Consider the following 24983-nt stretch of genomic DNA (forward strand, 5'->3'; position numbering starts at 1 on the left):
GATGTCACGTCCGCGAGTGACACGTCCATGCCACCAGCCCGTTCCGCACCGGAGGTACCGCACGTGAAGCGCAAGCACTGGGCCCTGCTCCTGGCCGCCACCACCGTCCCGCTCGCCCTGGCCACCACCGCGGGAACCGCCTCGGCCGCCCCGGCGCTCCAGGTGGACTGCGGCTACACACCGGCCGTCCCCGCCGACAACTTCAAGGGCATCCCGGTCTTCGACGCGGCCAAGGCCGCCAAGCCGTACAAGGCCACGCTGCGGACCAGGCAGGGCGACATCACCTTCAAGGCGCTGACCGACAAGGCCCCGTGCACCACCTTCTCGTTCCGCTTCCTCGCCGAGCACGACTACTTCGACAAGAGCCACTGCCACCGCCTCACCACCCAACGGATCTTCGTGCTCCAGTGCGGTGACCCGACCGGCACCGGCAGCGGCGGCCCCGGCTACTCCTTCCCGGACGAGAACCTGACCGGCGCGACCTACCCCGCCGGCACCGTGGCGATGGCCAACGCCGGGCCGAACACCAACGGCAGCCAGTTCTTCTTCGTCTGGAAGGACACCAAGCTCTCCCCCGCCTACACCCCGTTCGGGCAGGTCACCGGGGGCCTGGACGTGCTGCAGAAGATCGCGGCGGCGGGCGAGGACGACCAGAACGGCCCCGGCGACGGCTACCCGGCCGTCCGGACGGACATCCGCAACGTCAGGATCGCCAAGGGCTGACGGCCCGCCGGTTCCCGTACGGTGGGGGCCCACCCCCTGCCGTACGGGAGCCGCCGGATGGACCGCACCACCTGGGAGAACGTCGAGGAACTCGTCGCCTGGCTGGACCGGGAGAGCGACCTGTCCCCCGGCGACGAACGGCTGCTGCGGATCATCAAGCTGTCGGAGGAGGTCGGCGAGGTCGGCCGGGCCGTCGTCGGCGCCACCGGCCAGAACCCGCGCAAGGGCGTCACGCACAGCTGGGAGGACGTCCAGCACGAGCTCTGCGACGTGGTCTTCGCCGCCCTGGTCGCCCTGCGCACCCTCACCCCGGACGCCCGCGAGGTCTTCGAGCGGCGGACGGCGTACGTCCGGCGGCGGGCCCTGGACGCCGTCCCGGCCGAGCGGCTCGACCTGGTGCCGCTGCAGGAGGACCACGCCGAGGAGATGGCCGCCGTCCTCGCCGACCCGGCCCTGCACACCTACACCGGCGGCGCTCCCGCCACCCCCGGCGAACTGCGCGCCCGCTACCGCAGGCTGGCCGCCGGCTCCCCCGAGCCCGGCACCGGCTGGCACAACTGGGTCATCCGGCTGCGCGAGGACGGCCGGCTGGCCGGCTACGTCCAGGCCACCGTCACCGGGCGCACCGCCGAACTCGCCTGGGTCGTCGGCACCCCGTGGCAGGGCCGCAGCATCGCCACCGAGGCCGCCCGCGCCGCCGCCGTCCACCTGACGGCCGGGCCGGTGGACACCCTGGTCGCGCACATCCACCCCGACCACCGGGCGTCGGCGGGCGTCGCCGCCGCCGTCGGCCTGACCCCCACCGACCAGTGGTACGACGGCGAACGCCGCTGGCAGTCCTGACCCCGGCCGGGGCCCGCCGCCGCCGCGCACGACCGGGCCGGCTGCCGGGCCGGCCACTGGGCCGGCTACTGGGCGCCGAGCGTCATCCACTTCTCCGGCACGGTCAGCGGCTCGAACCCGACCCGGGCGTAGACCTCGTGGGCGTCGGCGGTGGCCAGCAGGACCCGGCGCAGGCCGAACTCGGCCACCTGGTCCCGGACCGCGGCCGCCAGGGCCGTGCCCAGGCCCCTGCCGCGCGCCTCGCGGGCGATGTAGACGTCGCACAGCCACCCGAAGGTGGCCCGGTCGGTGACCACCCGGGCGTAGCCCACCTGCCGTGCGAACGCCCGGTCGTAGACCCCGAAGTTCAAAGAGTTGGCGATCGCCCGGTCCTGCTTCTCCCGGGGGCGGCCGAGCGCCCAGTAGGCGTCCTCGGACAGCCAGGTGTGGATCAGTACGGCGTCGAGCCGCGCCGGGTCGGTGGAGATCTCGTAGCCGTCCGGCAGGTCGCTGTTCATGCCCGGGATCCAAGCACCCCGGCCCGGCACCGGGCCACCGGAAATCCGGCGGGCCGGCGCCCGGGGCACCCGGGCGCCCGGGGCGGCCGCTACGCGTTGGGCGCGACCTTGGTGAGCCCGTTGATCAGGCGGTCCATCGCGTCGCCTCCGCGCGGGTCGGTCAGGTTGGCGAGGAGCTTGAGGGTGAACTTCATCAGCAGCGGGTGGGTCAGGCCGCGTTCGGTGGCGAGCTTCATCACCTTGGGGCTGCCGAGCAGCTTCACGAAGGCGCGGCCGAGCGTGTAGTAGCCGCCGTAGACCTCCTTGAGGACCTTCGGGTAGCTGTGCAGCACGCGCTCGCGCCCGGCCTCGGTGATCCGGGCGGAGGCCTGGACGATGACGCCGGCCGCGATCTGGCCGGACTCCATCGCGTAGGCGATGCCCTCGCCGTTGAACGGGTTGACCATGCCGCCGGCGTCGCCGACCAGCAGCAGGCCGCGGGTGTAGTGCGGCTGCCGGTTGAAGGCCATCGGCAGGGCGGCGCCGCGGATCTTCTCGGTCATGTTCTCGGGGGTGTAGCCCCACTCCTCGGGCATCCCGGAGCACCAGGTGGTGAGCACCTCGGGCCAGTTGAGGTTGCCGAAGGCGGGCGAGGAGTTGAGGATGCCGAGGCCGACGTTGGAGGTGCCGTCACCCATGCCGAAGATCCAGCCGTAGCCGGGCAGCAGCTCGTCCTTCTTGCGCGGGTCGCGCAGTTCCAGCCAGGACTCCAGGTAGTCGTCGTCGTGCCGGGGCGAGGTGAAGTACGTCCGGTAGGCGACGCCCATCGGGCGGTCCTCCATCCGGTGCAGGCCCATGGCGACCGACAGCCGGGTGGAGTTGCCGTCCGCGGCGACCACCAGCGGGGCCTTGAAGACGACCGCGCGCTTCTCCTCGCCGACCTTGGCGGTGACGCCGGTGATCCGGCCGGTCCGCTCGTCCAGCACCGGGCCGGTGACGTTGCAGCGCTCGTACAGCCGCGCGCCGGCCTTCTGCGCCTGACGGGCCAGCAGCTCGTCGAAGTCGGCGCGCTTGCGGACCAGGCCGTAGTCGGGGAAGGAGGCCAGCTCGGGCCAGTCCAGCTCCAGCCGGACACCGCCGCCGATGATCCGCAGCCCCTTGTTGTGCAGCCAGCCGTTGTCGGTGGAGACGTCGATTCCCAGGTCCACCAGCTGCTTGGTGGCCCGCGGGGTGAGCCCGTCGCCGCAGACCTTGTCGCGCGGGAACTCGGTCTTCTCCAGCAGCAGCACGTCCAGCCCGGCCTGGGCCAGGTAGTACGCGGTGGTCGACCCCGCCGGACCGGCACCGACCACGATGACGTCCGCCGTGCTCTCCACGGGGTTGTCCGGCTTCGTCAGATCGGCTGCGGTGTCGGTGGTCACGGCTGGCACTCTCCTGCGAACGGCGGTGGGGGCTCGGGACTGGACGCGGGGCCGCGGACGGCCCCCCGCAGTCTAGGTCTTGTCCGGTCGATCCCGTCGGATCGGTCCCCGGCGTCGGGCAGCACGACCGCCGTCGCGGGCCCGGCACGATCGGCCGGACCGGGCCCGGTCGTCAGGCCTTGAAACCCCGGTGCAGGGCGACGATGCCGCCGGTGAGGTTGCGCCAGGCCACCTTGGACCAGCCGGCCTGCTGGAGCTTGGTGGCCAGCGCGGGCTGGTCGGGCCAGGAGCGGATCGATTCGGCGAGGTACACGTAGGCGTCCGGGTTGCTGCTGACCGCGGTGGCGACCGGGGGCAGCGCCCGCATCAGGTACTCGGTGTAGACCGTCCGCAGCGGGGTCCAGGTCGGGGTGGAGAACTCGCAGATCACCAGCTTCCCGCCGGGCTTGGTGACCCGGTACAGCTCGCTCAGCGCGGCGTCGGTGTCCTGCACGTTGCGCAGCGCGAAGGAGATGGTGACGGCGTCGAAGACCCCGTCGGCGAAGGGCAGTCGGGTGGCGTCGCCGGCGGTCAGCGAGAGCTCGGGGTGGCGGCGCTTGCCCTCGGTGAGCATGCCGAGCGAGAAGTCGCACGGTACGACCTCGGCGCCGGCCTCCAGGAAGGGCAGCGAGGAGGTGCCGGTCCCGGCCCCCAGGTCGAGGATCCGCTGGCCGGGCTCGGCGCCGATGGCGTCGGCCACGGCGCGCCGCCAGAGCCGGGTCTGGCCGAGGGAGAGGACGTCGTTGGTGCGGTCGTACCTGGCCGCGACGTCGTCGAACATCGCGGCGACTTCGTGCGGCTGCTTGTCCAGGGAGGCTCGGGTCACGCCACCCATTGTTCACCTTGGCACCGGTGGTCCGGGCGACGGGGTCTCCTCGGGGGTGGCGTGCGGTGGCTCAGGGGGGCGCTCCGCACACCACGCGCGCCGATGCACGCGCGGGGCGCGGTGTCAGCGCAGGGCGCGGCGGCCGCCCTTGCGCCGTCGCCGGGAGCGCTTGCCGTGGGTGATGGCGGGCATGCCCTCGCCGAGCGCCTCGGCGGCCAGCGCGACCGTGGTGCGGACCCGGGACTCCCCGCGCCGGACCGGGTTGGCCCGGCGGTACCGCCAGATCCGGGCCACGCAGGCCGCGCACAGCAGCAGGGCGACCGGCACGCTGACCTGCGCCAGGCCGACGCCGACCGGCTGCGGGTAGCGCTCGCCGCAGACCCGGACCGCGCCGGGGTCGGCGGCGGCGTGCTCCAGGCAGATGCCCGCACCGAGTTGGGCGCCCTCCGGCAGCCACAGGTCGGCGGCGACCAGTTGGCGTCCGCCGGCCTGGTAGCGGACCTGGCTGTAGGTGCCGCTGCCCCCGGGCAGCTGCGTGATGGTGCCCTCGACCCGCACGGGGTTGGCCGCGATCCGGTCGGCCTGGTCGGCCTGGCGCCAGCCGAGCAGGCACATCCCGAGGGCCAGCACCGCACTGAGCACGGCGACGAGGTACCAGCCGCGGCCGAGCCGAGGCCGAGCCGATGGCCCGAAGGGGCCGTTCGGTCGGGGGGCGGTCGCGGATTGCATGGTTCCCTGTCCTGGCTGCATCACCTGAGTGGCTGTCGGGGATCGTAGCCGCTGGCGGGGCCTCAGGTCACGGTGACGGCCGCTCATCCGATATGAGGATCGCCACGCCCAGGTCGGTTTCCGGCCACCTCCTGGCGGGAAACTCACGTCGCGTCAGCGACGCCGGTACAGCAGCCGTCCGCCCAGGACGGTGGCCAGGCAGCAGCCCGCCCCGGCCCTCGCCAGCGCCTCCACGGACGGGGCGTCGAACACCGCGAAGTCCGCCGCGGCACCGACCGTCAGTGCACGGTGCACCATCTCGCCGGGCGTCCCCACCGCCAGCGGGTCCAGCCGGGCCGGCCCGTCCCCCGGCAGCTCGGCTCCGGGCAGCTCGGCTCCGGGCAGCTCGGCTCCGGGCAGCGCGACTCCGGGCAGCGCCGTCAGCCCCGAGCGGGCCACCGCCGTCCGCACCACCGGCAGTTCGAACGGGCCGGCCACCGCAGTCGTCCCGTACGCCAGCATCCGCTGCAGGCCGCGCCGGGCGCTGCCGCCCCGGCGGTCCGGGTCGACCTCCAGCAGCAGCGGCTCGGCGCCCAGTTCCTCGCGCGGGTCCGGGTGGTACGCCCGCTCCAGCAGCCGCTGCCCGAACGGGTTGCGCAGCCCCGGCAGCAGCAGGCCGCCCCACTCCCGCACCCGGGCGCCGCGGTCGGCCAGCTCCCGGTACGGCCCCAGCGCGGCCACCCGTGCGCCGTCCACCAGCACCGCCCCGTCGGTGATCGACGGGGCGGCGGGGTCGGCCGGGTCGGGCACCAGCAGGGCGGCCCGGTGGAGGGTCAGCATCAGGTGGTCGAGAGGATCTTCAGCTCGGGGTGCGCGGTGCCGCCGTCCAGCGCGGTGGAGGCGATGTGCGAGGCCACCCGCGGGTCGACCGGGTCGTTGGCCGGGTCGTCCAGCACCCGCAGGTGCTGGTAGGTGGTGGAGCGCTGGGCCGGGGTGCGGTCGGCCGCCCGGATCAGGTGGATCAGCTCGGTCAGGTTGGAGCGGTGCTTGGCCCCGGCCATCGAGACGACGTTCTCCTCCAGCATGACCGAGCCGAGGTCGTCGGCGCCGTAGTGCAGCGAGAGCTGGCCGGCCTCCTTGCCCGTGGTGAGCCAGGAGCCCTGGATGTGGGCCACGTTGTCGAGGAAGAGCCGGGCGATCGCGATCATCCGCAGGTACTCGAAGACGGTGGCCTGGGTGGAGCCCTTGAGGTGGTTGTTCTGCGGCTGGTAGGTGTACGGGATGAAGGCCCGGAAGCCGCCGGTGCGGTCCTGCACGTCGCGGATCATCCGCAGGTGCTCGATCCGCTCGGCGTTGGTCTCGCCGGTGCCCATCAGCATGGTGGAGGTGGACTCCACCCCCAGGCCGTGGGCCGCCTCCATGATCTCCAGCCACCGCTCGCCGGACTCCTTGAGCGGGGCGATCGCCTTGCGCGGCCGGGCGGGCAGCAGCTCCGCGCCGGCGCCCGCGAAGGAGTCCAGGCCGGCCCTGTTGATCCGGGTGATGGCCTCCTCGATGGAGACCTTGGAGATCCGTGCCATGTGCTCGACCTCGGACGCCCCGAGGGAGTGGATCACCAGCTGCGGGAAGTCGGCCTTGATGGCGGCGAAGGCGCGCTCGTAGTACTCGACGCCGTAGTCCGGGTGGTGGCCGCCCTGGAACATGATCTGGGTGCCGCCCAGCTCGACCGTCTCCGCGCAGCGGCGCAGGATCTCGTCCAGGTCGCGGGACCAGCCCTTGTCGCTCTTCGGCGCCACGTAGAAGGCGCAGAACTTGCAGGCCGTCACACAGACGTTGGTGTAGTTGATGTTGCGTTCGATGATGTACGTCGCGATGTGCTCGACACCGGCGTAGCGGCGGCGCCGGACGGCGTCGGCGGCGGAGCCGAGCGCGTGCAGGGGCGCGGAGCGGTAGAGCTCCAGCGCCTCCTCCGGGGTGATCCGGCCGCCGGCGGCCGCGCGGTCCAGGACGGCCTGCAGGTCGTTGGCGGAAAGGGTCTGCTCGGACACCTGGCGGGCCTTCTTTCTGTCCATCCATCGGGTCGCCTCAGCCGGGAGGGGGCCCGGCCGACATGACCGAACCAGCCTACGCCAGGCCGTTCGGGCCGCCGCTCAGGCCTGCTTGGCCAGGTCCCCGGACGGGTCGGAGCCCAGCGGCGCCCCGCTGACCTGGAGGTGCAGGGTGCGGCCGTCCTTGAGGGTGTACGTCTGCTGTTCGGGCGCGCCGGTGCAGCCCGGGTCCGCCCCGACCGACCGCTCCTGCAGCACGATCCGGTCGGGCGCCACGGTGAGCAGGGTCAGCTCGCCGCGGCAGACCGTGCTGCTGAGCCGGGAGGCGTTGCTGGTCCGCCCGACCTTCTCGCCGACCCGGCCGGCCGCGAGCTCGACCCGGAAGGTGCTCGGCAGCGGCACGATCTGGGTGGTGATGGTGCCCTCCCAGGTGCCCAGGAAGGCGGCCGGCAGCGCGTCGGCACCACTCACCGCCCGGTCCTGGCTGGGCTTCTCCCGGTCCCAGGGCAGGCCCTGGGACCACACCACGGCCGCGCCGGCCGCCGCGAGCACGAGCGCTCCCGCCACGGCGGCGCGCAGGAACCGCCGGCGCGGCCGGCCCGGCCCCTCCGGGCGGGGACAGTCCTGCGGACCGGCGTACGGGCCGTCGTGCGGGCCGGTCGGCGCCTGCGCCCGTCCCCCGGCCGGCCGGGCGTCCGCCCAGGTGGGGGTGCGGTCGGCGACCGGGCCCGCGAGCGGGCCGGCCGGCGCCGCCTCGCCCTCCAGGTCGAGCAGTTCGACGGCACTGCGGGCGACCGCGTCCGACAGGACCGGCGGCAGCCAGCCGCCCCCGGCCGGGGACGCGGCGCCGGCGGCCAGCCGCTCCCGCAGGGCCGCCGGCGTGGGACGGTCCTCGGGCCGCTTGGCCAGGCACTCCCGGACGACGGCGCGCAGGCCGCCGTCCAACCCGGTCAGGTCCGGCTCCTCGTGCACCACGCGGTAGAGCAGCACCGCCGCACTGACCCCGTCACCGAAGGGAGCCGTACCACTCGCGGCGTACGCCAGCACGGCGCCGAGCGAGAAGACGTCCCCGGGCGGGCCGCTGCGACCGCCGCCCGCCTGCTCGGGCGACATGAAACCGGGCGAGCCGACCACGAAGCCGGAGCGGGTGAGCTCGGCGGCGCCGTCCAGGGCGCGGGCGATGCCGAAGTCGATCAGGCGGGGCCCGTCCGGGGCGAGCAGCACGTTGGACGGCTTGACGTCCCGGTGCACCAGCCCGAGGCCGTGCACCCGGGCGAGCGCCCCGGCGAGTTCCGCCCCGAGGACGTGGACGGCGGAGGCCGGCAGCGGCCCGAAGCGGCGGACGGCGGCGCCCAGCGCGGGCCCCGCCACGTACCCGGTGGCGACCCAGGGGCACGGGCCCTCGGTGTCCGCGTCCAGGACCGGTGCCGTCCCCGCGCCGCCCACCAGCCGGGCCGCCTCCACCTCCTGACGGAACCGGGCCCGGAACTCCGGGTCGTCGGCGAGTTCGGCGCGCACCACCTTGACCGCGACCGTACGGCCGCCGGCGGTGCGGCCCAGGTACACCCGGCCCATCCCGCCCGCGCCGAGCCGGCGCAGCAGCCGGTACGCGCCGATCTGTCGCGGATCCTCCGGACCCAGCGGCTCCATGGCCCCGTCCCCTCGTGTGCCGGTGCGGCCGCCTCCGGCGGGCCCGTCGGGCGGGCCGGTGCGGCAGGCCAGACAGTACCGGTCCGCGGCGCCCGGGTCAGGGACTCGTCGCAGACCCGTCGGGGACGTCGCGGGGGCTCAGCCGACCACGGCCGGCTCCAGCAGGCTGATCGTCACATCGGGTGCGAAGCCGCTGTCGGGGGCGACCCGGCGGGCGAACTCGGCGATGCCGGCCAGCTGGCGCTCACCGAGCGAGTAGTCGAGGGCCTGGCTGAAGTACCGCTCCAGCAGGGGCGCGTCGAAGGACTCCCAACGGGCGGCCTGCTCGGCCACCTGCGCGGCCTCGGCCAGCGAGAGGTCGCGGGACTCCAGGAAGGCGCGGTGCACGGCGGCCACCGTCGCCGGGTGGCGGTCGGCGTAGTCGCGGCGGGCGGCCCAGACGGCGAAGACGAACGGCAGGCCCGTCCACTCCTTCCACATCGCACCGAGGTCGTGCACGGCCAGCCCCTGACTGGGCGCCTGCTCCAGTGAGGCCCGCAGCGCCGGGTCGCCGATCAGCACGGCGGCGTCCGCCTCGGCGAGCATCGCGTCCAGGTCCGGCGGGCAGGCGAAGTACTCCGGGTGCACGCCCTCGCGCTCCTCCAGCAACAGCCGGGCGAGCCGCACCGACGTCCGGCTGGTCGAGCCGAGGGCGACCCGGCGGCCGTCCAGCTCGGCCAGCGGCACCTTGCTGACGATCACACAGGACATCACCGGCCCGTCACTGCCGACGGCGATGTCCGGCAGGACGACCAGCTGTTCGGCGTTGCGCAGGTACTCCACACAGGTGATCGGGCCGATGTCGAGCGTGCCGTCGACCAGCTGGTCGCTGAGCTTCTCCGGGGTGTCCTTGGTCAGATCGAGATCGAGCAGGTTTCCGGTCCGCGCCAGGCCCCAGTAGAGGGGGAGGCAGTTGAGGAACTGAATATGCCCGACCCGTGGCCTTACCGCCGCCGGGCCGCCTGCGTCCGTACCGGTCACCGCGTGCTCCCTCTGCTGTTCGTACTCTGCTGGCAGGGTATGCCCGCCTTACAGGAGGCCCCGCATCCGGTGGCCGACACACCGCGTACGGCTTCCGGAGACCTCTGGTCGGGGCAGCCCCCTCGTGCTACGGTTCCACACAGTTGCAGTTTGATTCCCCTTGCAGTACTTGGAGCCTGCGGAGCATGTAACCGCAGGCTTTTTGTAATTTTTCACCAGCATCAATTGAGCACTGATTGAGCACTGTGCGAAAAACTCCGGACCCACTCCGGAGGCGGGGCGATCAGCGGCAGCGGACCGGGTGCCACAAGGTGTGGCACCCGCTACGTCGCTCGCAAGGAGAACGGTATGGCGACCGGAACCGTCAAGTGGTTCAACGCCGAGAAGGGCTTCGGCTTCATCGCCCAGGAGGGCGGCGGCCCCGACGTCTTCGTCCACTACTCCGCCATCAACGCGAGCGGCTTCCGCTCGCTGGAGGAGAACCAGGCGGTCAGCTTCGACGTCACCCAGGGCCCCAAGGGCCCGCAGGCGGAGAACGTCACCCCTGTCTGATCCATCCTCTGATGATCTGATCGCTCGGGGCCCCGTGTGGGTCCACCGGCGGCCCTGACCGACCGCCAACAAGAGCATGACGAGCAGTACCAAGGGGGCCCGCCCCGGTCCGGACCAACCGGACCCGGCGGGCCCCCTGCCTGCGTACGGAGCCCGGCACAACCGGGAGCGGGTGTCCGCTTCCTCTCCTCGTCGACCGCGTGGATCCGGCGGTCCAACTCCGCCTCGCTGATCCCTGGAAGGGACACGTCGCGGCCGAACCGCGAACGCCCCGGCACCGACCAGCCGCGCCGGCACGGCCGACGAGTCGCACGAGGCCGCGTGGTTCGAGCCCGCAGCAGTCGACGAGCTCCCGATGGTGCCCGGCATCCGCAAGCGGATCGACGACTGGCGCTCGGGGCCGGGCCCGGCCATCCGCTGGCCCGACCGCGCCAGGGACGCTTCGAGCCCTCCCCCAGAGTGCCGGGGAAGGGCTCGAACTGTTCACGCGTCAGGCCGGAAGAGGCTCCTTGGTCGTCTGGGCCGGGATGTGGGCGGCGTCGTCCAGCAGTTCGCCCGTCGGGTTGTTGTAGGCCGTCAGGTCGAGGGTCTTCTCGCGGGCCGCGACCAGGATCGGTACGACCGCCTGGCCGGCGACGTTGGTGGCGGTGCGGACCATGTCGAGGATCGGGTCGATGGCCAGCAGCAGGCCGACGCCCTCCAGGGGCAGGCCCAGGGTGGAGAGGGTGAGGGTGAGCATCACGATCGCGCCGGTGAGGCCGGCCGTGGCGGCCGAGCCCACCACCGAGACGAAGGCGATCAGCAGGTAGTCGCCAATGCCGAGGTCGATGCCGTACACCTGGGCGACGAAGATCGCCGCCAGCGACGGGTAGATCGCGGCGCAGCCGTCCATCTTGGTGGTCGCGCCGAACGGGACCGCGAAGGAGGCGTACTCGGTGGGGACTCCGAGGCGCTCGGTGACGCGGCGGGTGACCGGCAGGGTGCCGACGGAGGAGCGGGAGACGAAGGCGAGCTGGATCGCGGGCCAGGCGCCCTTGAAGAAGTTCAGCGGGTTGAGGCCGCCGACGAACCTGAGCAGCAGCGAGTAGACCACGAAGAGCACCAGGGCGCAGCCGGCGTACACGTCGACGGTCAGCGTCGCGAACGGTTCGAGCAGGTCCCAGCCGTACTTGGCGACGGACTTGCCGATCAGGCCGAGGGTGCCGAGCGGCGCCAGCCGGATGACCCACCACAGGGCGGTCTGCACGAGGTCGAGGACGGACTCGCTGAGCTTGAGGACGGGTGCGGCCTTCTCGCCGATCTTCAGGATGGCGACACCGGTGACGACGGCCAGGAAGACGATCTGGAGGACGTTCACCTCGACGAACGCGGTGGCGATGTTGGTCGGGATGATGCCGGTCAGGAAGTCGACCCAGGTGCCGGCGTCGTCGACGCCCTTGACGCCCTCGGTGGACAGGCCGGCGCCCTTGCCGGGGTCGGTGAGCAGGCCGAGGGTGAGGCCGATGGCGACCGCGATCAGCGAGGTGATCAGGAACCAGAGGAGGGTGCGCACGGCCAGCCGGGCGGCGTTGGTGACGTTGCGCAGGTTGGCGACGCTCACCACGATCGCGGTGAAGACCAGCGGCGGCACGGCCAGCTTGAGCAGCTGGACGAAGGTCTTGCCGATGGTTTCGAGGGTGGTGGTGAGCCAGGAGATGTCCTGGGACCGGGCGAGCCAGCCGAGCAGGCCGCCGAGGACGAGGCCACCGACGATCTGGACCCAGAACGGGGTCTTGCGGACCTTCGTCAGGAACGAGGGTGCTGTGGACATGGGGATGCGGCTCCGGGGATGCGGGAGGGTCAGGCGGGGGTGGGCGCGGAGCGGCGGCACGGAGGGAAGGCGGCGGACGGGGGTCCGGGGCCTTCAGGAGGGGCGTGCCGCCTTGGTACAGCGCGAGGAGCGACAGCGCCGGGGGCCGTCCACAGCACCGGACAGGCGCGGGCGGCACGGCGCGAGCGGAGTGCTCGTCCCGTGCCGGAGTGCGGCGCCTGTGGTGGTCATGGCCGGAAGATTAGCAATAAACCTTTGAGATGTTCAAAGTACAGGTTTGAGTTGCGTCAACGAACCATCCGGAACCAGACAGATTGACCCCGGTCGGTTATACGTATAACTTGACTGTTGACCTCCACTGCCGCCACCTGCCCAGGAGACCCGAACACCATGGGCTATCTCGCCCTGCTCCGCGCCCCGCACGTCACCCGACTGCTGCTGGGCACCCTGCTCGGCCGACTGCCCGCCGGCATGACCGCCCTGGTGATCGCCCTGGCCCTGCGCGAGGCCGGCGCCCCCTACAGCAGGATCGGCCTGGCCACCGCCGCGTACGCGATCGCCGCCGCCGTCGGCGGGCCGGTGCTCGGGCGGATCGTCGACCGCACCGGGCAGCCCCGGGTGCTGATCGTCTCCGCGGTGGTCGCCGGGTTCGGCTACGCGCTGCTCGCGCTCGCCCCCGGCTCGCCGCCCGCCGCCCTGACCGGCGCCGCCCTCGCCGGGCTGGCGATGCCGCCGCTCGAACCCTGCCTGCGCTCCCTGTGGCCGGCCGTGGTCGAGGAGGAGCAGCTGGACACCGCCTACGCCTTCGACTCCGCCTCCCAGCAGGTGCTGTACGTGGCCGGGCCGCTGGCCGTGGCCGGACTGGCCGCCGCCTTCGGACCGTCCACAGCCCTGTGGACGGCCGCCGCGCTCGGCCTGCTCGGCGCGCTGGTCGTCGCCACCACCGCGCCGGCCCGGGCCTGGCGGGCCCCGCAGCGGGAGTCCTCCGCCGGGCTGCTCGGCCCGCTGCGCTCCCCCGGCCTGGTGCTGCTGCTGGTCGGCCTGGCCGGGGCCGGCTGGGCCGTCGGCGCGCAGAACGTCCTGTTCATCGCCTACGCGGAACGCCACCCCGGCGGCCTGCCGGGCGGCGCGGGCAGCCTGCTGGCGCTGGCGGCGCTCGGCGGGCTGGTCGGCGCACTGGTCTACGGCGCGCTGCCCTGGCGGATCAGCACCGCGACCCGGACCTGGACGATCGCGCTCGCGATGGCCGTCAGCTACCTGCCGCTCCTGCCGCTCCCCGGCCCGCTCGCGATGGCCGGCCTGGCGCTGCTCTCCGGGATCTCGCTGGCGCCCCTGCTGGCCGCCGCCTTCGTGCTGGTCGCCGAGCTGGCCCCGACCGGCACGGTGACCGAGGCCTTCGCCTGGCTGGTCACCCTGTTCGCGACCGGCAACGCGGCCGGCTACGCGGTCTCCGGCCTGCTGGCGACCGACTCGCTGCCGGGTGTCGCGCTCTGCGCGGTGGGCGGGATCGGGCTGGGCGCGCTGCTGCTGTTCGTCTGCCGCCACCGGCTTCGGCCTCCGGCGGCCGACGCGGACCGGGACGTCGCCGACGCCCCGGCGGAGCCGGCCGCCGAGCGGGTGCCGGTCGCCTGACCTCCCGTCAGGCGTGCGCGCCGGCCCGGGCGGTCGAGCTGCGCAGCACCAGCGTGGTGGCCAGCGGCGCGACCCGGGGCGCCGGTTCGCCGCGCAGCAGGGCCGCGAGCGCGGTGACCCCGGCCCGGCCGAGCTGCTCGCCGGGAAGGTCGACGGTGGTCAGCGGCGGGGCGAGCAGCTCGGCGACCGGGATGTTGTCGATGCCCACCACCGAGACGTCCGCGGGGATCCGCAGGCCGAGTTCGGCGGCGGCCTGGTAGAGCCCGGAGGCGACCACGTCGTCGTCGCAGACCACGGCCCGCGGCCGGTCCGGGCCGCCGAGCATCCGGTGCGCGGCCTCGAAGGCGGCCTGCCGGCCGTCGTTCAGGCTGACGCCCACCTCGACCACCTCGAACTCCCGGGTGGCGTGCTCGAAGGCGGCCTGCCGGACCCGGAAGGTGTAGGCGCTGTGGGTGGAACGCAGGTGGCCGATCCGCCGGTGGCCGAGTGCGGCGAGGTGCTCGACCGCCTCGCGCATGCCACCGGCCACGTCGAGTTCGACCGTCGGCCGGCCGTGGTCGAGCGCGGGGTCGGCGTCCAGGAAGACCGCGGGGGTGTCCGGCGGGAGGTCGCCGAGCTGACTGTCGTCCGGGGAGCAGACCAGCAGGCCGTCGAAGCGGCTGGTGGCGGCGGCGTCGGCGAGGGTGGCGCTCCCCCAGCCGCTGCTGACCACGACGGCCAGCCCGTGCCGGCCGGCCTCCTCGTGGACGCCGGTCAGGACCCGGCCGAAGAACGGGCCGAGCAGGTTGGGCACCGCGAGAAGGATCATCCCGCTGCGGCCCAGCCGCAGCTGCCGGCCGGCCGCCTGCGGGCGGTAGCCGAGGCTGCGGGCCGCCTCCCGGATCCGTTCGCGGGTCGCGTCGGAGACCCGGTGCCCGGCGTCGGAGCCGGAGAAGACCAGCGAGACGGTGGCCTGGGAGACGCCCGCGAGCCGGGCCACGTCACGGCCGGTCGGCCGCTTCGGCGGGGTCGGGGCGGCGGCCGGTCCGGCCTCGGACGGTGGCACCAGGGTCAGTTCTGCACGGCCGGGGAGGATGCGGCCCGGGCGGCGTCGTCGGCCGCGTCCTCCTGCGCGTTCTGCGCGGCGGTGCGGGCGCGGATCGTCTCGACCTTCTCGGTGATCTGCGCCGACATCGCGTCCCGCTGCTTGCTCAGCAGCACGTAGCTGATCGGCGCGGACACCACGCCGGCCAGCAGCACCAGGAAGACCGCACCGGCGTCGCCGGTCACCGGGATCACACCGAAGTGGCCCAGCAGCAGGGCGACCAGCAGGCAGCCCAGGAAGATGCTGACCCGCAGGGAGGTGTAGCGGAGCGTGGCGTGCGTCTTGCTGCTCACGGGAGGAGGTCCTAACTGCAGGGGTACGGCGGGCGGAGCTGGCCCACGGGGCGCGGGTTCCAGTGAAGCATGCCGGACGGCCGCGGCCGCAGACAGGCTCAGTGCAGCCCCAGCCACATGGTGACCTCGTCGCGGTCGTCCCCGTCGGCGACCCGGATCGCTCCCGGGACCCGGCCGACCTCCTTGTAGCCGCAGCGGGCGTAGAAGTCCTCCAGGCCCAGTCCGCCGCGCACGGTCAGCCGCAGCCCGGCCAGGCCCTGGTCGCGGGCGACCCGTTCGGCCTCGGCCAGCAGGGCCGCGCCGTGGCCGCGCCCCTGCAGCTCGGGGTGGACCATGACCCGGGTGAGCAGCCGCCAGTGCTCCATGAGGTCGAAGCGCGGGGAGGTGAGGAACAGCAGCCCGGCCGTCCGGCCGCTCTCCTGCTCGTACGCGACCAGCAGGCGGTCCGGCCCGTCGGGCCCGGCGCCCGCCAACTCGCGCTCGGCGACCGGCCGGACCTGCTCCGGGCCCACCGGCGGTACGAACCCGACGGCGCCGCCCGCGTTGGTGGCGTCCACCCACAGGGCGGTGACGGCGGCCCGCAGTTCGGGGGTGAGGTCCGGGTCGAGGGCGAAGCGCAGTGTCATGTTCGGCAGACTAGGGCCTGTCCGGGCCGGCAGGATCGGCCGGACCGGGCCTAACCGGCCGGTTGGGCGACGGGTCGCCCGGCGGGGCGCCGGGCCAGGCCCAGACAGAGCAGGACCGCGACCGCGCACAGTCCGCCCGCCGCGTACCAGGCGAGGTCGTAGTCGCCGAAGCGGTCACGGGCGAGGCCTGCCAGCGAGGCGACCGCGGCCGCCCCGAGCTGGTGGGCGGCCAGCACCCAGCCGAAGACCACCGGGGCGTCCGAGCCGAAGTGGCGCCGGCAGAGCGCGATGGTGGGCGGGACGGTGGCCACCCAGTCCAGGCCGTAGAAGATCACGAAGGCCAGGATCGGCGGTCGCAGCGAGTCGGCGAACAGCTGCGGCAGGAACAGCAGCGAGACCCCGCGCAGCGCGTAGTAGGTGACGAGCAGGGCCCGGGAGTCGAAGCGGTCGGTGAACCAGCCGCTCGCGACGGTGCCGACCACGTCGAAGATCCCGACCAGGGCGAGCAGTCCCGCGCCGGTGGTGACGGGCATCCCGTGGTCGTGCGCGGCCGGGACGAAGTGGGTGCCGACCAGGCCGGCGGTGGTGGCCCCGCAGATCGCGAAGGAGCCGGCCAGCAGCCAGAACGCCCGGCTGCGGGCGGCGTCCCGGAGCACCCGCAGGGACCGGGCCAGGGCGCTGCCGGTCACCGCGGGCGGGGCCGGCTGCCCGGTCGCGCCGAGCGGCAGCAGGCCGACGTCGGCGGGCCGCTCGCGCATCAGCAGCAGGACCGGGACGGCGACGGCGGTGGCCGCCAGCGAGACGACCACCACCGCCGTCCGCCAGCCGTGCTCGGTGACCAGGGCGGCCAGCACCGGCATGAAGACCAGGTTGCCGGCCGCGCCGGCGGCGGTGAGCACCCCGGTGACCAGGCCCTGGTGGGCCTGGAACCAGCGGCCGGTGATGGTGGTCGCGAAGGCACCCGCCATCGAGCCGCTGCCGAGGCCCACCAGGACACCCCAGCAGAGCACCAGCTGCCAGGGCCGGGTCATCAGGACCGTGAGCCCGGAGCCGGTGGCGATCAGCAGCAGCGCGCAGACCGTCACCAGCCGCACGCCGAAGCGGTCCATCAGGGCGGCGGCGAACGGGGCGGTCAGCCCGTACAGGGTCAGGTTGACCGAGACGGCGCCGGAGACGGTGGCGTGCGACCAGCCGAACTCGCTGTTCAACGCGTCCATCATCAGGCCGGGGGTGGAACGGAAGCCGGCCGAGCCGATCAGCACGATCAGCGCGACGCCGGCCACCACCCAGGCGTAGTGGAGCCGGGGGGAGCGGGCGGGGGCGGTCCGGGGCGGGGTGCGCAGGTCGGTCACGGACCGAGTGTCCGGGTCGCCGGGGTGCCCGAGCGAGGGGTCTGACTGCCACCTTTCGTCAGGATCGGGCCACCGGGGCCTGCGCGGGTACCCGGCGCAGGCCCCGGATCGGCGGGGAGAGCAGCAGGGCGGCGACCACCAGCAGGGTGACGGTGCCGCCGGCGGCCAGCAGCTCGCGCTCGCCGAACACCCCGACGGCCGGGCCGACCAGGGCGGCGCCGAGCGGGACCATGCAGACCGAGCCGGCGACCTCGTACGCGTGGATCCGGTTCAGCACCTCGCCGGGGACCTGGGTCTGCACGCTGGTCGCCCACATGACGGCCCAGAACGTCAGGCCCGCCCCGGACAGCAGCTGGGCCAGGACCAGCGGCGGCACCGGGAGGTCCAGGGCCAGCGCGAACTGGTAGGCCGGGAAGGCGGCCAGGGTCACCGCCCCGCCGGCCAGCGGGCGGGCGGGCCTGATCCGGATCGCCGCCACGCCGCCGAGCACGGTGCCGGCGCCGAAGGCGCAGTTGAGCAGACCGTAGACGGTCGGACCGTGCTGCGGGACGACCACGCCGGCGGCCAGCGGCAGCAGCGGTCCGACCGACAGGACGCTGAAGAACAGCCAGATCACGATGACGCCCCACATCCAGCTGCGGGACCTGAACTCGTGCCAGCCGACGACCAGGTTGCGCCAGAGGCTGTCGCCCTCGGGCGGGGCGGGCACCCGGCCGAGCCGCAGCGCGAGCAGGCACAGCGCGCTGACGCCGTAGGCGACGGCGGCGATCACCATCACCCAGCCGGTGGCGGCGGCGCCGGCCAGGACGCCCGCGAGGGCGGGGCCGACCAGGGCGGTGACCGCCTCGGAGATCCTCAGCACGCCGTTGGCGCCCTGGACGTCCCGGGCGACCAGCGGGACGGTGGACGCGGCGCCGGGCTGGAACATCGCGGCGGCCGTGCCGGCCAGCGAGAGCTGTGCGTAGAGCTGCCACAGCTGGTCGACGCCGCGGAAGAAGAGCAGGGCGAGCAGGACCCGGGTGGTCAGGTTGAGCAGGTCCGCGGCGATCATGAGCCGGCGGGCGGTGAACCGGTCCGCCAGGACGCCGCCGACCAGGACCAGGGTGACGAACGGCGCCAGCAGGAAGGCCATCGCGTAGCCGACCGTGCCGATCGGCCGGCCGGCGGCCAGCAGCCCGGCCGAGACGGCGACCGGCAGCATCGCGTCGGAGAGCAGGCCGGCGCTGCGGGCGGTGAAGTAGAGCCGGAATCCGGTGGACCAGATGGCGGGGCCCGGGCCGGTGGTGACGGGGGTGGGGGTGGTGGGGGCGTCCTGCAGTTCGGGTGCGGTCACAGGAGAAGTTTTGGTGTAGACCACTGCCGATTTCCAGTGGTTGAGGTCACGATGCGGCAGCGTTCCGCGCGCACCCGCGCCGGCCCGGACGGCAGCCCGCCGCACGTGCCCCGAGCGCGGCGCGGCGGACCACCATCCGACCTGGCGCCCGAGCCCTGAAGCCGCGCGCCTGCGCTCCGCACTCGTCGAGGTGGCGGCCCCGGGCGGCAGGCAACGGCTGTCCCCCTGCGCCCGCACCGGCCGGGAGCCGCCTCGACGTCCCCTCGCAACGGAGAGCTGCACCCAAGAGTGATCAGTCGGATACGTCACGTCAATGGGTTGTCCGAAATTCGGAATGGTTGCGGCGCATTTGGCACTCGGTGGCGCACGGCGCCGGCCGGGAGCGCGCCGGACGCGCCCCCCGGGGCGGACGGGGCCCGCGCGGCGTCAGCTCTGCCCGGGGGGAGAGGTGCGGACGGGACGTCAGAGGGCGAGTGCGGCGGTGGCCGCAGGGTCCGTCGGACAGTCGGCGTGGCCACGGGCGTCCGGGTCGATCTCGCACCAGACCCGCTTGCCCGAGCCGTCCGGGTACCAGCCCCACCGGTCGCAGAGCAGCTCGACCAGCTCCAGGCCCCGCCCGTTGGTGGCCTCGCCGCCCGCGTGCCGCGGGGCCGGGGCGACCAGGCTCGCGTCGGCCACCTCGACCCGGACGGGGACGCTCCGGGCCGGCCCGCCGGCGAAACCCCCGTCCGGGCCGCCACCGAAACCGCCGTCCGCCCCACCGGCGAACCCCCCGTCCGGGCCGCCGGCGAACCCCCCGGCGGACCCGTGACCGGCCGCCCGCAGCCCGCCCGGGACCGGCATCGACAGCCGCAGCACGGCCGGACAGCCGGTGTGCACCACCGCGTTGGTGACCAGCTCCGACACCACCAGCACCAGCGTCTCGGCGACCGGCGCGTCCGGGTCCAGCCCCTGCCCCGCCAGTCGGGCCCGCACCCACCTCCGGGCCCTGCCCACCTCGGACGGGTCCGCCTGGACCGCCAGCTGAACCTGAAGTACCTGCACCGCTCCACCACCCGCACTCGGTATTCGGCCCGGTAGTCGGCCGCTCTCCCTGCTGCCCGGATCGGGCGGGCCGGGGTCTTGGTCATGTCGGTTCGGCCGGCCGCGCACCTGGGGAATGCCTGCCGGGCTACCCATGGCTTCGGCACGAATAGGCCTCAGGATGATTCCGCAGGTCCGCCGGAGCAAGCGCTTCAGGCATATTCCAGCGATCGGGGGACAGCTCGGTGCATACTGTCCCGCTCACCCTGGCGAGCGTCGTACCGGCGATCGTCCGCCCGGACCGTGCCGTCCCGTCCCGTGCCCTGCCGGATCCTCCGCACGAGCAGAACGACGGTACCTCCGAAGACCTCCCGCGTCCCGCCTGCCACGAGCGAACCACCCTTCCTACATTTGTCCGGTTCGGTGCCCGGTTCGGGTCGGACACCCCCCCTGCGCCGACCGGCCGGCCGCCGAATGGTCCGGACCCCGGCATTCTCCTTCTTCGTACGAATCCACCCCGGCTCCCCGCCGAAGGGCTACCGTTGAGTAGGACCGCCCGGGGACACGGAGGGGGCGAGGGCCATGTCCGACCGCACCCCGAGCTGGGACGAGCAGATCCGGTGGCGGCTGCTGCGCGGCGAGGAGTCCGCGCTCGGCGAGCTCTACGACCGCTTCGCCCCGCTGGTGCACGGTCTGGCCGGCCTGATCCTGGACGACCTGGACGCCGCCGAGCAGCTCACCCGCGAGGTCTTCGCCCAGCTCTGGCAGCACCCCGCCGCCTACGACCCGGCCCGCGGCTCGCTGCGCGCCTGGCTCGGCACGCTGACCCAGCGCCGGGCGGTCGAACGCCTGCGCTCCCAGCGCGGCGACGACCCCGAGGTCGAGGCCCGGGCCACCGCCGCCCGGGTCCAGTACATGGTCGCCGCCCTGCCGGAGCCGCTGCGCGAGACCATCGCCGTCGGCTGGTACGACGGCCTGCGCTACCCCGAGACGGCCCGCCGACTCGGCATCACCGAGCAGGCCGCCAAGCACCGGATGCGGCTCGGCCTCCAGCTGATCTCCTCCGCGCTCGCCGGACAGGACGGCCCGGACGCCGGCGGCTGCCCGGGGCCGGCCCGGTGACCGGGACGGAGCCGGGCCGGGTGCCCGACGGCCCGGAGCACGAGGAGCTCCGCTCCCTGCTGGGCGCCTGGGCGCTGGACGCCTGCCCGCCGCGGGAGGCCGCCGAGCTCGGCCGCCACCTGGAACACTGCCCCGGCTGCGCGGCCGAGGCCGGACGGCTGCGCGAGGCCGCGCACTGGCTCTCCCCCGACGACTCGCTCGACCCGGCCGACGGGCTGCGCCGGCAGGTCCTCGACTGGTGCCTGGCGAAGCGGCCGGCCGCGCTCCCGGTCCCGCCGTGGGCCGCGCCGTACGCCGCCGAGACCGCCAAGCTGGACGCCCTGCTCCGCGACCTCGGGCCCGGGGAGTGGCAGGAGGTCGCCGAACTGCCCTGGCACGGCGGGACGCAGCGCTGGCGACCGGCCCAGGTGCTCTGCCACCTCGCCGCCGTCGACGGCTACCTGGCGCCCGTCCTCGACCTGCCGGACCCGGTCCCCGACGCGGGCCCGGCGCCGCGGGTCCCCGCCCAGGGCGGACCGGCGCACCCGCCGGAGCCGGGCCGGCCCGAGGACGTCCTGGCCCGGACCCGCCGGCTGATCGAGGACCAGCGCGGCAACCCGCCCACCGCGGTGCGCACGCTGTGGCGGCAGCGGAGCCACGCCCTGCTCCGGGCCGCCGGACTCGGCGCCGACGGCGGTGCACCGGTCGACTACGGCTTCGCCGTGCTGCCGCTGGCGGACGCCTTCCTGGACCGCGCCTTCGAGTGCTGGATCCACGGTGACGACCTCGCCCGCGCCGTGCACTACCCCTACGCCCCGCCGGCCCCGCAGCACCTGCGGCAACTGGTCGACCTGGCCGCCCGGATGCTGCCGCGGCTGCTGACCGCCCTGCCCGGGAGGCTGCCGGGCGCCGGCCGGCTGCTCCGGCTGGTGATCGACGGCCCGGCCTGCGGCGAGTGGCGGATCCCGCTCGACGGACCGGACGAGGGCACCCCGCCGACCGCCGAAATGGTGCTGGACGGGCTGGAGTTCTGCTACCTCGCCGCCGCCCACCGCGATCCGGACCACCTCCCGGTCGGACGGCAGGGCGACCCCGCCGCGATCCGGCGGGTGCTGCACGCCGTGCCGCTGCTGTCCCGCCCCTGAGACCGGCCCCGCGGGGCCGGTCGCCTACTGCGGCAGCCCGGTCTCCAGCGCCAGCAGGTCGGCGACCGACTGCCGGCGGCGGATCAGCCGGGTCCGTCCGCCGTCCACCAGCACCTCCGGCAGCAGCGGCCGGGAGTTGTACAGCGACGACATGCTCGCCCCGTACGCCCCGGTGTCGTGGAACACCACCAGGTCGCCGACCTCCGCGCGCGGCAGCGGCACGGGCCGCACCTCCCCGCCGGCGGCCTGGGTGAACACGTCGCCCGACTCGCACAGCGGCCCGGCCAGCACGGTGTCGCGCAGCGCGTCCCGGCGGACCTCGCCGTCCGGCGCCAGCACCGACGCCCGGTGGTTGCTGCCGTACATGGCGGGCCGCATCAGGTCGTTGAAGCCCGCGTCGACCAGGACGAAGTGGTTGCTGCCGACCGGCTTCTGCGCCCGGACCTCGGTGGCGAGCAGACCGGCGCCGGCCACCAGGAAGCGGCCCGGCTCGATCTCCAGGCGCACCGGGTGGCCGAGTTCGGCGGCGATCTCCCGGCGGGCCGAGTCCCAGAGCCCGAAGTAGCGGTCGGTGTCCACCTCCGGCTGCCCGGGCGCGTACGGCACGGACAGGCCGCCGCCGGCCGAGATCGCCCGGATGTCGCGGCCGGCCAGCCGGACCTGCTTGACCATCGTCTCGCAGACCGCCTCCAGGTGGCCGTAGTCCACCCCGGAGCCGATGTGCATGTGGAAGCCGACCAGGTCCAGCCGGTACCGGTCGGCCAGGTCCAGGCTCTCCGCCAGGTGCTCGTGCCAGATGCCGTGCTTGCTCTGCTCCCCGCCGGTGTTGGTCTTGCGGCTGTGGCCGTGGCCGAAGCCGGGGTTGATCCGGATCCACACCGGGTGGCCCGGGGCCTGTCGGCCGAGCTGCTCCAGCATCTGCGGCGAACCGACGTTGACCGGGACGCCCAGCTCCACCACCCGGCGCAGGGTGGGACGGTCCAGCAGGTCGGCGGTGAACACGATCGGGTCGTCGGGGCCGCCCGGTTGGTAGCCGGCCGCCAGCGCCCGCTCGACCTCGCCGAGCGAGACCGAGTCCACCAGCACCCCCTGCTCCCGCATCAGCCGCAGGATGTGGATGTTGGAACAGGCCTTCTGGGCGAAGCGGATGACGTCGAAGCGCCGCAGCCGCTCGATCTGGGCGCGGACCGTGCCGGCCTCGTAGAGCCAGACCGGGGTGCCGAACTCCTCGGCGACCCGGGCGATCCGGGCGCCGTCGACGGCACCGGGGAACCCGACGGCAGCGGGGAATTCCTCGGTACCGGGAGCGGGGAAAGTCGTCATGGTCAGCCCTTCGCGCGGATCGGTCGGCCGGACCGGGCGCTCGGCCGGTCGCGAATTCGACGGACCGCTGAATTCCGGCTCGACGGACCGGGACCGGCCGCGCTCTGCGCGGAGCCACCGGTTTCCCCGTTCGGCGGCGGCCACGTTACCGCCGTGGACGGCCGGAAAAGAAACCGGAGTTGACGCCCCGGGCGTTATCCCGAAGGGGATTCTGCGGCCCGCCCGGCATTCCGGAGGAGTACTTCCGGACGGCCGGGCGGCCACCGCAGGAAACGCGTTCCGCACACCGCGGAGAAACAAATCCTCCGGATCAGCCGAAGACCACGGTACGGGCGCCGTTGAGCAGCACCCGGTGCTCGCTGTGCCACTTCACCGCGCGGGCCAGCGCCTGGCACTCGACGTCGCGGCCGAGCGCCACCAGCTGGTCCGGCGTCACGTCGTGGTTCACCCGGGCCACCTCCTGCTCGATGATCGGGCCCTCGTCCAGGTCGGCCGTCACGTAGTGCGCGGTCGCGCCGATCAGCTTCACGCCCCGGGCGTGCGCCTGGTGGTACGGCTTGGCGCCCTTGAAGCTCGGCAGGAACGAGTGGTGGATGTTGATCACCCGGCCGGAGAGCTCCTTGCACAGCCGGTCGGAGAGCACCTGCATGTAGCGGGCCAGCACCACCAGGTCGACGTGCTGGTCGGCGACCAGGTCGAGCAGTCGCTGCTCGGCCTCGGCCTTGGTGTCCTTGGTGACCGGGATGTGGTGGAAGGGGATGCCGTAGGACTCGGTGAGCGCGCGGAAGTCGGTGTGGTTGGACACCACGGCGGCGATCTCCACCGGCAGCGCGCCGATCCCGGTCCGGAACAGCAGGTCGTTCAGGCAGTGGCCGAACTTCGACACCATCAGCACCACCCGCATCCGCTCGGTGCTCTCGTGGATCTGCCAGTCCATCCGGAACGAGGCGCCGATCGCCGCGAAGCTGGCCCGCAGCTTGTCCGCGGTCACCGGCTGCTCGGCGGAGAAGTGCACCCGCATGAAGAACAGCCCGCTGTCGCCGTCACCGAACTGCTGGCTGTCGATGATGTTGCAGCCGGTCATGAAGAGGTAGCTGGACACCGCGTGGACGATCCCCTGCTTGTCCGGGCAGGACAGGGTGAGGACGTACTGGGCGGGGGCGGACTGCTCTTCCACGGTTGCGATTCCCCTGGGTCTACGGAAGGCGAGGCTTCGGTCGGTCCGGGCACGGCTGGCCGGCGAATGGTCCAGCCTGTCACAGATCGCCCGCCGACCGCCGCCACCGCCCGCACCGCGAGACCCGCCGCGAGACCCGCCGCGGGACGCCGCCCGGCACGGCCCCGGACGGACCCCGCACGGCCCTATGCGGCCCTGGTGAGGATGCGCAGCACCTCCAGGCTGCGCGGCGGGGCGTCCGGGTCCTCGCCGTCACCGGCCGCCAGGTAGGCGTGCGCCTCGCGGGCCGCGGCGACCGCGTCCGGCCAGCCGGGGTGGCCGAGGTAGGCGGCGGCGGGCGCGTCCGCGCCGACCTCGTGCAGGATCCGCAGCACCGGCAGCACCGCGGCGTCCACCAGGGCGGCCTCGGTGGGGTCACGCAGGATCGTGCCGAGGTACTTCTCGGCGGACCAGCGGTCCAGCCAGGTGTCCTCGACCAGCCGGTAGACCGCGTCGGTCACGTCGCCGTAGCCCGGTCGGCCGGCCAGCCAGGCCTCCTGTTGGAAGGCGGGGTCGGACAGCATGTGCAGGGCCGACCGCAGCCGGGCCCGCCAGCGCCACCAGGGCAGGTCGTTCAGGGGCATGCCGCCCATCGTGCTCGACCGGTGCCCGGTTCGAGAAGGGGATCGGGCGGACCGATACCGAGAATCCATACTGTCGGACATAGGAATCGATCGTACGTTCCCTGATTTCATGATCTACACGCGTCACCCCCCGCTGTTCCGTTCCCGTTGACCCG

General features: G+C 73.9%; 24 protein-coding genes. 6 read left to right on the forward strand and 18 right to left on the reverse strand.

Annotated elements, in window-relative coordinates; genetic code table 11:
* Positions 1 to 63 precede the first annotated feature (63 nt).
* Both ACIOFR_RS08565 and ACIOFR_RS08570 read left to right on the forward strand, forming a co-directional pair.
* Positions 64 to 723 (forward strand): peptidylprolyl isomerase, encoded by a 660-nt coding sequence (locus ACIOFR_RS08565; RefSeq protein ID WP_400993632.1) that lies wholly within the window; start codon positions 64 to 66, stop codon positions 721 to 723.
* A gap of 363 nt (positions 724 to 1086) precedes the next feature.
* Positions 1087 to 1566 carry a GNAT family N-acetyltransferase gene (locus tag ACIOFR_RS08570; protein WP_400993999.1) on the forward strand — a complete coding sequence of 160 codons (480 nt, stop codon included), beginning with the start codon at positions 1087 to 1089 and terminating at the stop codon, positions 1564 to 1566.
* A gap of 65 nt (positions 1567 to 1631) precedes the next feature.
* Here ACIOFR_RS08570 and ACIOFR_RS08575 read toward each other — a convergent pair whose 3' ends face one another.
* The 8 genes from ACIOFR_RS08575 to ACIOFR_RS08610 all read right to left on the reverse strand — a co-directional run bounded on the left by ACIOFR_RS08575 (position 1632) and on the right by ACIOFR_RS08610 (position 9754).
* On the reverse strand, positions 1632 to 2063 hold the full coding sequence (locus ACIOFR_RS08575; RefSeq protein WP_400993634.1) for a GNAT family N-acetyltransferase: 432 nt from the start codon (positions 2061 to 2063) through the stop codon (positions 1632 to 1634).
* An 89-nt stretch (positions 2064 to 2152) separates the two neighbouring features.
* Positions 2153 to 3418, reverse strand: coding sequence for a geranylgeranyl reductase family protein (locus ACIOFR_RS08580; RefSeq protein ID WP_400994002.1), 1266 nt, complete (start codon positions 3416 to 3418; stop codon positions 2153 to 2155).
* A 217-nt stretch (positions 3419 to 3635) separates the two neighbouring features.
* A complete protein-coding gene (locus ACIOFR_RS08585) occupies positions 3636 to 4328 on the reverse strand; it encodes a demethylmenaquinone methyltransferase (protein WP_400993636.1) in 693 nt (230 codons plus the stop codon).
* 123 nt (positions 4329 to 4451) lie between these two features.
* A complete protein-coding gene (locus tag ACIOFR_RS08590) occupies positions 4452 to 5057 on the reverse strand; it encodes a hypothetical protein (protein WP_400993638.1) in 606 nt (201 codons plus the stop codon).
* Between the two features lie 153 nt (positions 5058 to 5210).
* A complete protein-coding gene (locus tag ACIOFR_RS08595; protein ID WP_400993641.1) occupies positions 5211 to 5876 on the reverse strand; it encodes a hypothetical protein in 666 nt (221 codons plus the stop codon).
* Positions 5876 to 7108 carry a cyclic dehypoxanthinyl futalosine synthase gene (mqnC, locus tag ACIOFR_RS08600; RefSeq protein ID WP_371498677.1) on the reverse strand — a complete coding sequence of 411 codons (1233 nt, stop codon included), beginning with the start codon at positions 7106 to 7108 and terminating at the stop codon, positions 5876 to 5878. The genes ACIOFR_RS08595 and mqnC overlap by 1 nt, the downstream gene beginning before the upstream one ends.
* Positions 7109 to 7186: 78 nt before the next feature.
* Positions 7187 to 8734: a serine/threonine-protein kinase gene (locus ACIOFR_RS08605; protein WP_400993644.1), complete on the reverse strand. Its 1548-nt coding sequence runs from the start codon at positions 8732 to 8734 to the stop codon at positions 7187 to 7189.
* Positions 8735 to 8872: 138 nt separating this feature from the next.
* On the reverse strand, positions 8873 to 9754 hold the full coding sequence (locus tag ACIOFR_RS08610; protein ID WP_400993646.1) for a menaquinone biosynthetic enzyme MqnA/MqnD family protein: 882 nt from the start codon (positions 9752 to 9754) through the stop codon (positions 8873 to 8875).
* A 348-nt stretch (positions 9755 to 10102) separates the two neighbouring features.
* Here ACIOFR_RS08610 and ACIOFR_RS08615 point away from each other — a divergent pair, with 348 nt between their 5' ends.
* On the forward strand, positions 10103 to 10306 hold the full coding sequence (locus ACIOFR_RS08615; RefSeq protein WP_003998944.1) for a cold-shock protein: 204 nt from the start codon (positions 10103 to 10105) through the stop codon (positions 10304 to 10306).
* Between the two features lie 490 nt (positions 10307 to 10796).
* Here the strand turns inward: ACIOFR_RS08615 and ACIOFR_RS08620 are convergent, their stop codons facing one another.
* Complete coding sequence (locus tag ACIOFR_RS08620) at positions 10797 to 12116, reverse strand: dicarboxylate/amino acid:cation symporter (RefSeq protein WP_400993649.1); 1320 nt, start codon at positions 12114 to 12116, stop codon at positions 10797 to 10799.
* A gap of 348 nt (positions 12117 to 12464) precedes the next feature.
* Between ACIOFR_RS08620 and ACIOFR_RS08625 the strand changes: the two genes are divergently transcribed.
* Positions 12465 to 13748 (forward strand): MFS transporter, encoded by a 1284-nt coding sequence (locus tag ACIOFR_RS08625; protein WP_400993652.1) that lies wholly within the window; start codon positions 12465 to 12467, stop codon positions 13746 to 13748.
* A 7-nt stretch (positions 13749 to 13755) separates the two neighbouring features.
* On the opposite strand, the gene ACIOFR_RS08630 is transcribed toward ACIOFR_RS08625, so the two are convergent.
* The 6 genes from ACIOFR_RS08630 to ACIOFR_RS08655 form a co-directional block, all read right to left on the reverse strand.
* Positions 13756 to 14793: a LacI family DNA-binding transcriptional regulator gene (locus ACIOFR_RS08630; protein WP_400993655.1), complete on the reverse strand. Its 1038-nt coding sequence runs from the start codon at positions 14791 to 14793 to the stop codon at positions 13756 to 13758.
* A gap of 5 nt (positions 14794 to 14798) precedes the next feature.
* Positions 14799 to 15125 (reverse strand): DUF4229 domain-containing protein, encoded by a 327-nt coding sequence (locus tag ACIOFR_RS08635; protein ID WP_400993658.1) that lies wholly within the window; start codon positions 15123 to 15125, stop codon positions 14799 to 14801.
* A gap of 98 nt (positions 15126 to 15223) precedes the next feature.
* A complete protein-coding gene (locus tag ACIOFR_RS08640) occupies positions 15224 to 15751 on the reverse strand; it encodes a GNAT family N-acetyltransferase (protein ID WP_400993661.1) in 528 nt (175 codons plus the stop codon).
* A gap of 50 nt (positions 15752 to 15801) precedes the next feature.
* On the reverse strand, positions 15802 to 17103 hold the full coding sequence (locus tag ACIOFR_RS08645) for an MFS transporter (RefSeq protein WP_400993664.1): 1302 nt from the start codon (positions 17101 to 17103) through the stop codon (positions 15802 to 15804).
* Between the two features lie 58 nt (positions 17104 to 17161).
* Positions 17162 to 18436 carry an MFS transporter gene (locus ACIOFR_RS08650; RefSeq protein ID WP_400993666.1) on the reverse strand — a complete coding sequence of 425 codons (1275 nt, stop codon included), beginning with the start codon at positions 18434 to 18436 and terminating at the stop codon, positions 17162 to 17164.
* Positions 18437 to 18898: 462 nt separating this feature from the next.
* On the reverse strand, positions 18899 to 19480 hold the full coding sequence (locus ACIOFR_RS08655; RefSeq protein ID WP_400993668.1) for an ATP-binding protein: 582 nt from the start codon (positions 19478 to 19480) through the stop codon (positions 18899 to 18901).
* Between the two features lie 561 nt (positions 19481 to 20041).
* On the opposite strand from ACIOFR_RS08655, the gene ACIOFR_RS08660 reads away from it, so the two are divergent.
* Both ACIOFR_RS08660 and ACIOFR_RS08665 read left to right on the forward strand, forming a co-directional pair.
* Entirely contained in the window at positions 20042 to 20581 is a 540-nt protein-coding gene (locus tag ACIOFR_RS08660; protein ID WP_400993669.1) for a sigma factor, read from the forward strand.
* A 20-nt stretch (positions 20582 to 20601) separates the two neighbouring features.
* Positions 20602 to 21705: a zf-HC2 domain-containing protein gene (locus ACIOFR_RS08665; protein ID WP_400993671.1), complete on the forward strand. Its 1104-nt coding sequence runs from the start codon at positions 20602 to 20604 to the stop codon at positions 21703 to 21705.
* Between the two features lie 24 nt (positions 21706 to 21729).
* On the opposite strand, the gene lysA is transcribed toward ACIOFR_RS08665, so the two are convergent.
* From lysA to ACIOFR_RS08680, 3 genes are all read right to left on the reverse strand, one after another.
* Entirely contained in the window at positions 21730 to 23028 is a 1299-nt protein-coding gene (lysA, locus tag ACIOFR_RS08670) for a diaminopimelate decarboxylase (RefSeq protein ID WP_400993673.1), read from the reverse strand.
* A gap of 310 nt (positions 23029 to 23338) precedes the next feature.
* Positions 23339 to 24205 carry a formyltetrahydrofolate deformylase gene (gene purU / locus ACIOFR_RS08675; RefSeq protein ID WP_400993675.1) on the reverse strand — a complete coding sequence of 289 codons (867 nt, stop codon included), beginning with the start codon at positions 24203 to 24205 and terminating at the stop codon, positions 23339 to 23341.
* Between the two features lie 185 nt (positions 24206 to 24390).
* Positions 24391 to 24897: a hypothetical protein gene (locus tag ACIOFR_RS08680; RefSeq protein ID WP_400994004.1), complete on the reverse strand. Its 507-nt coding sequence runs from the start codon at positions 24895 to 24897 to the stop codon at positions 24391 to 24393.
* Positions 24898 to 24983 lie beyond the last annotated feature (86 nt).

This window comes from Kitasatospora sp. NPDC088346, from assembly GCF_044740765.1.
Taxonomy (GTDB): domain Bacteria; phylum Actinomycetota; class Actinomycetes; order Streptomycetales; family Streptomycetaceae; genus Kitasatospora.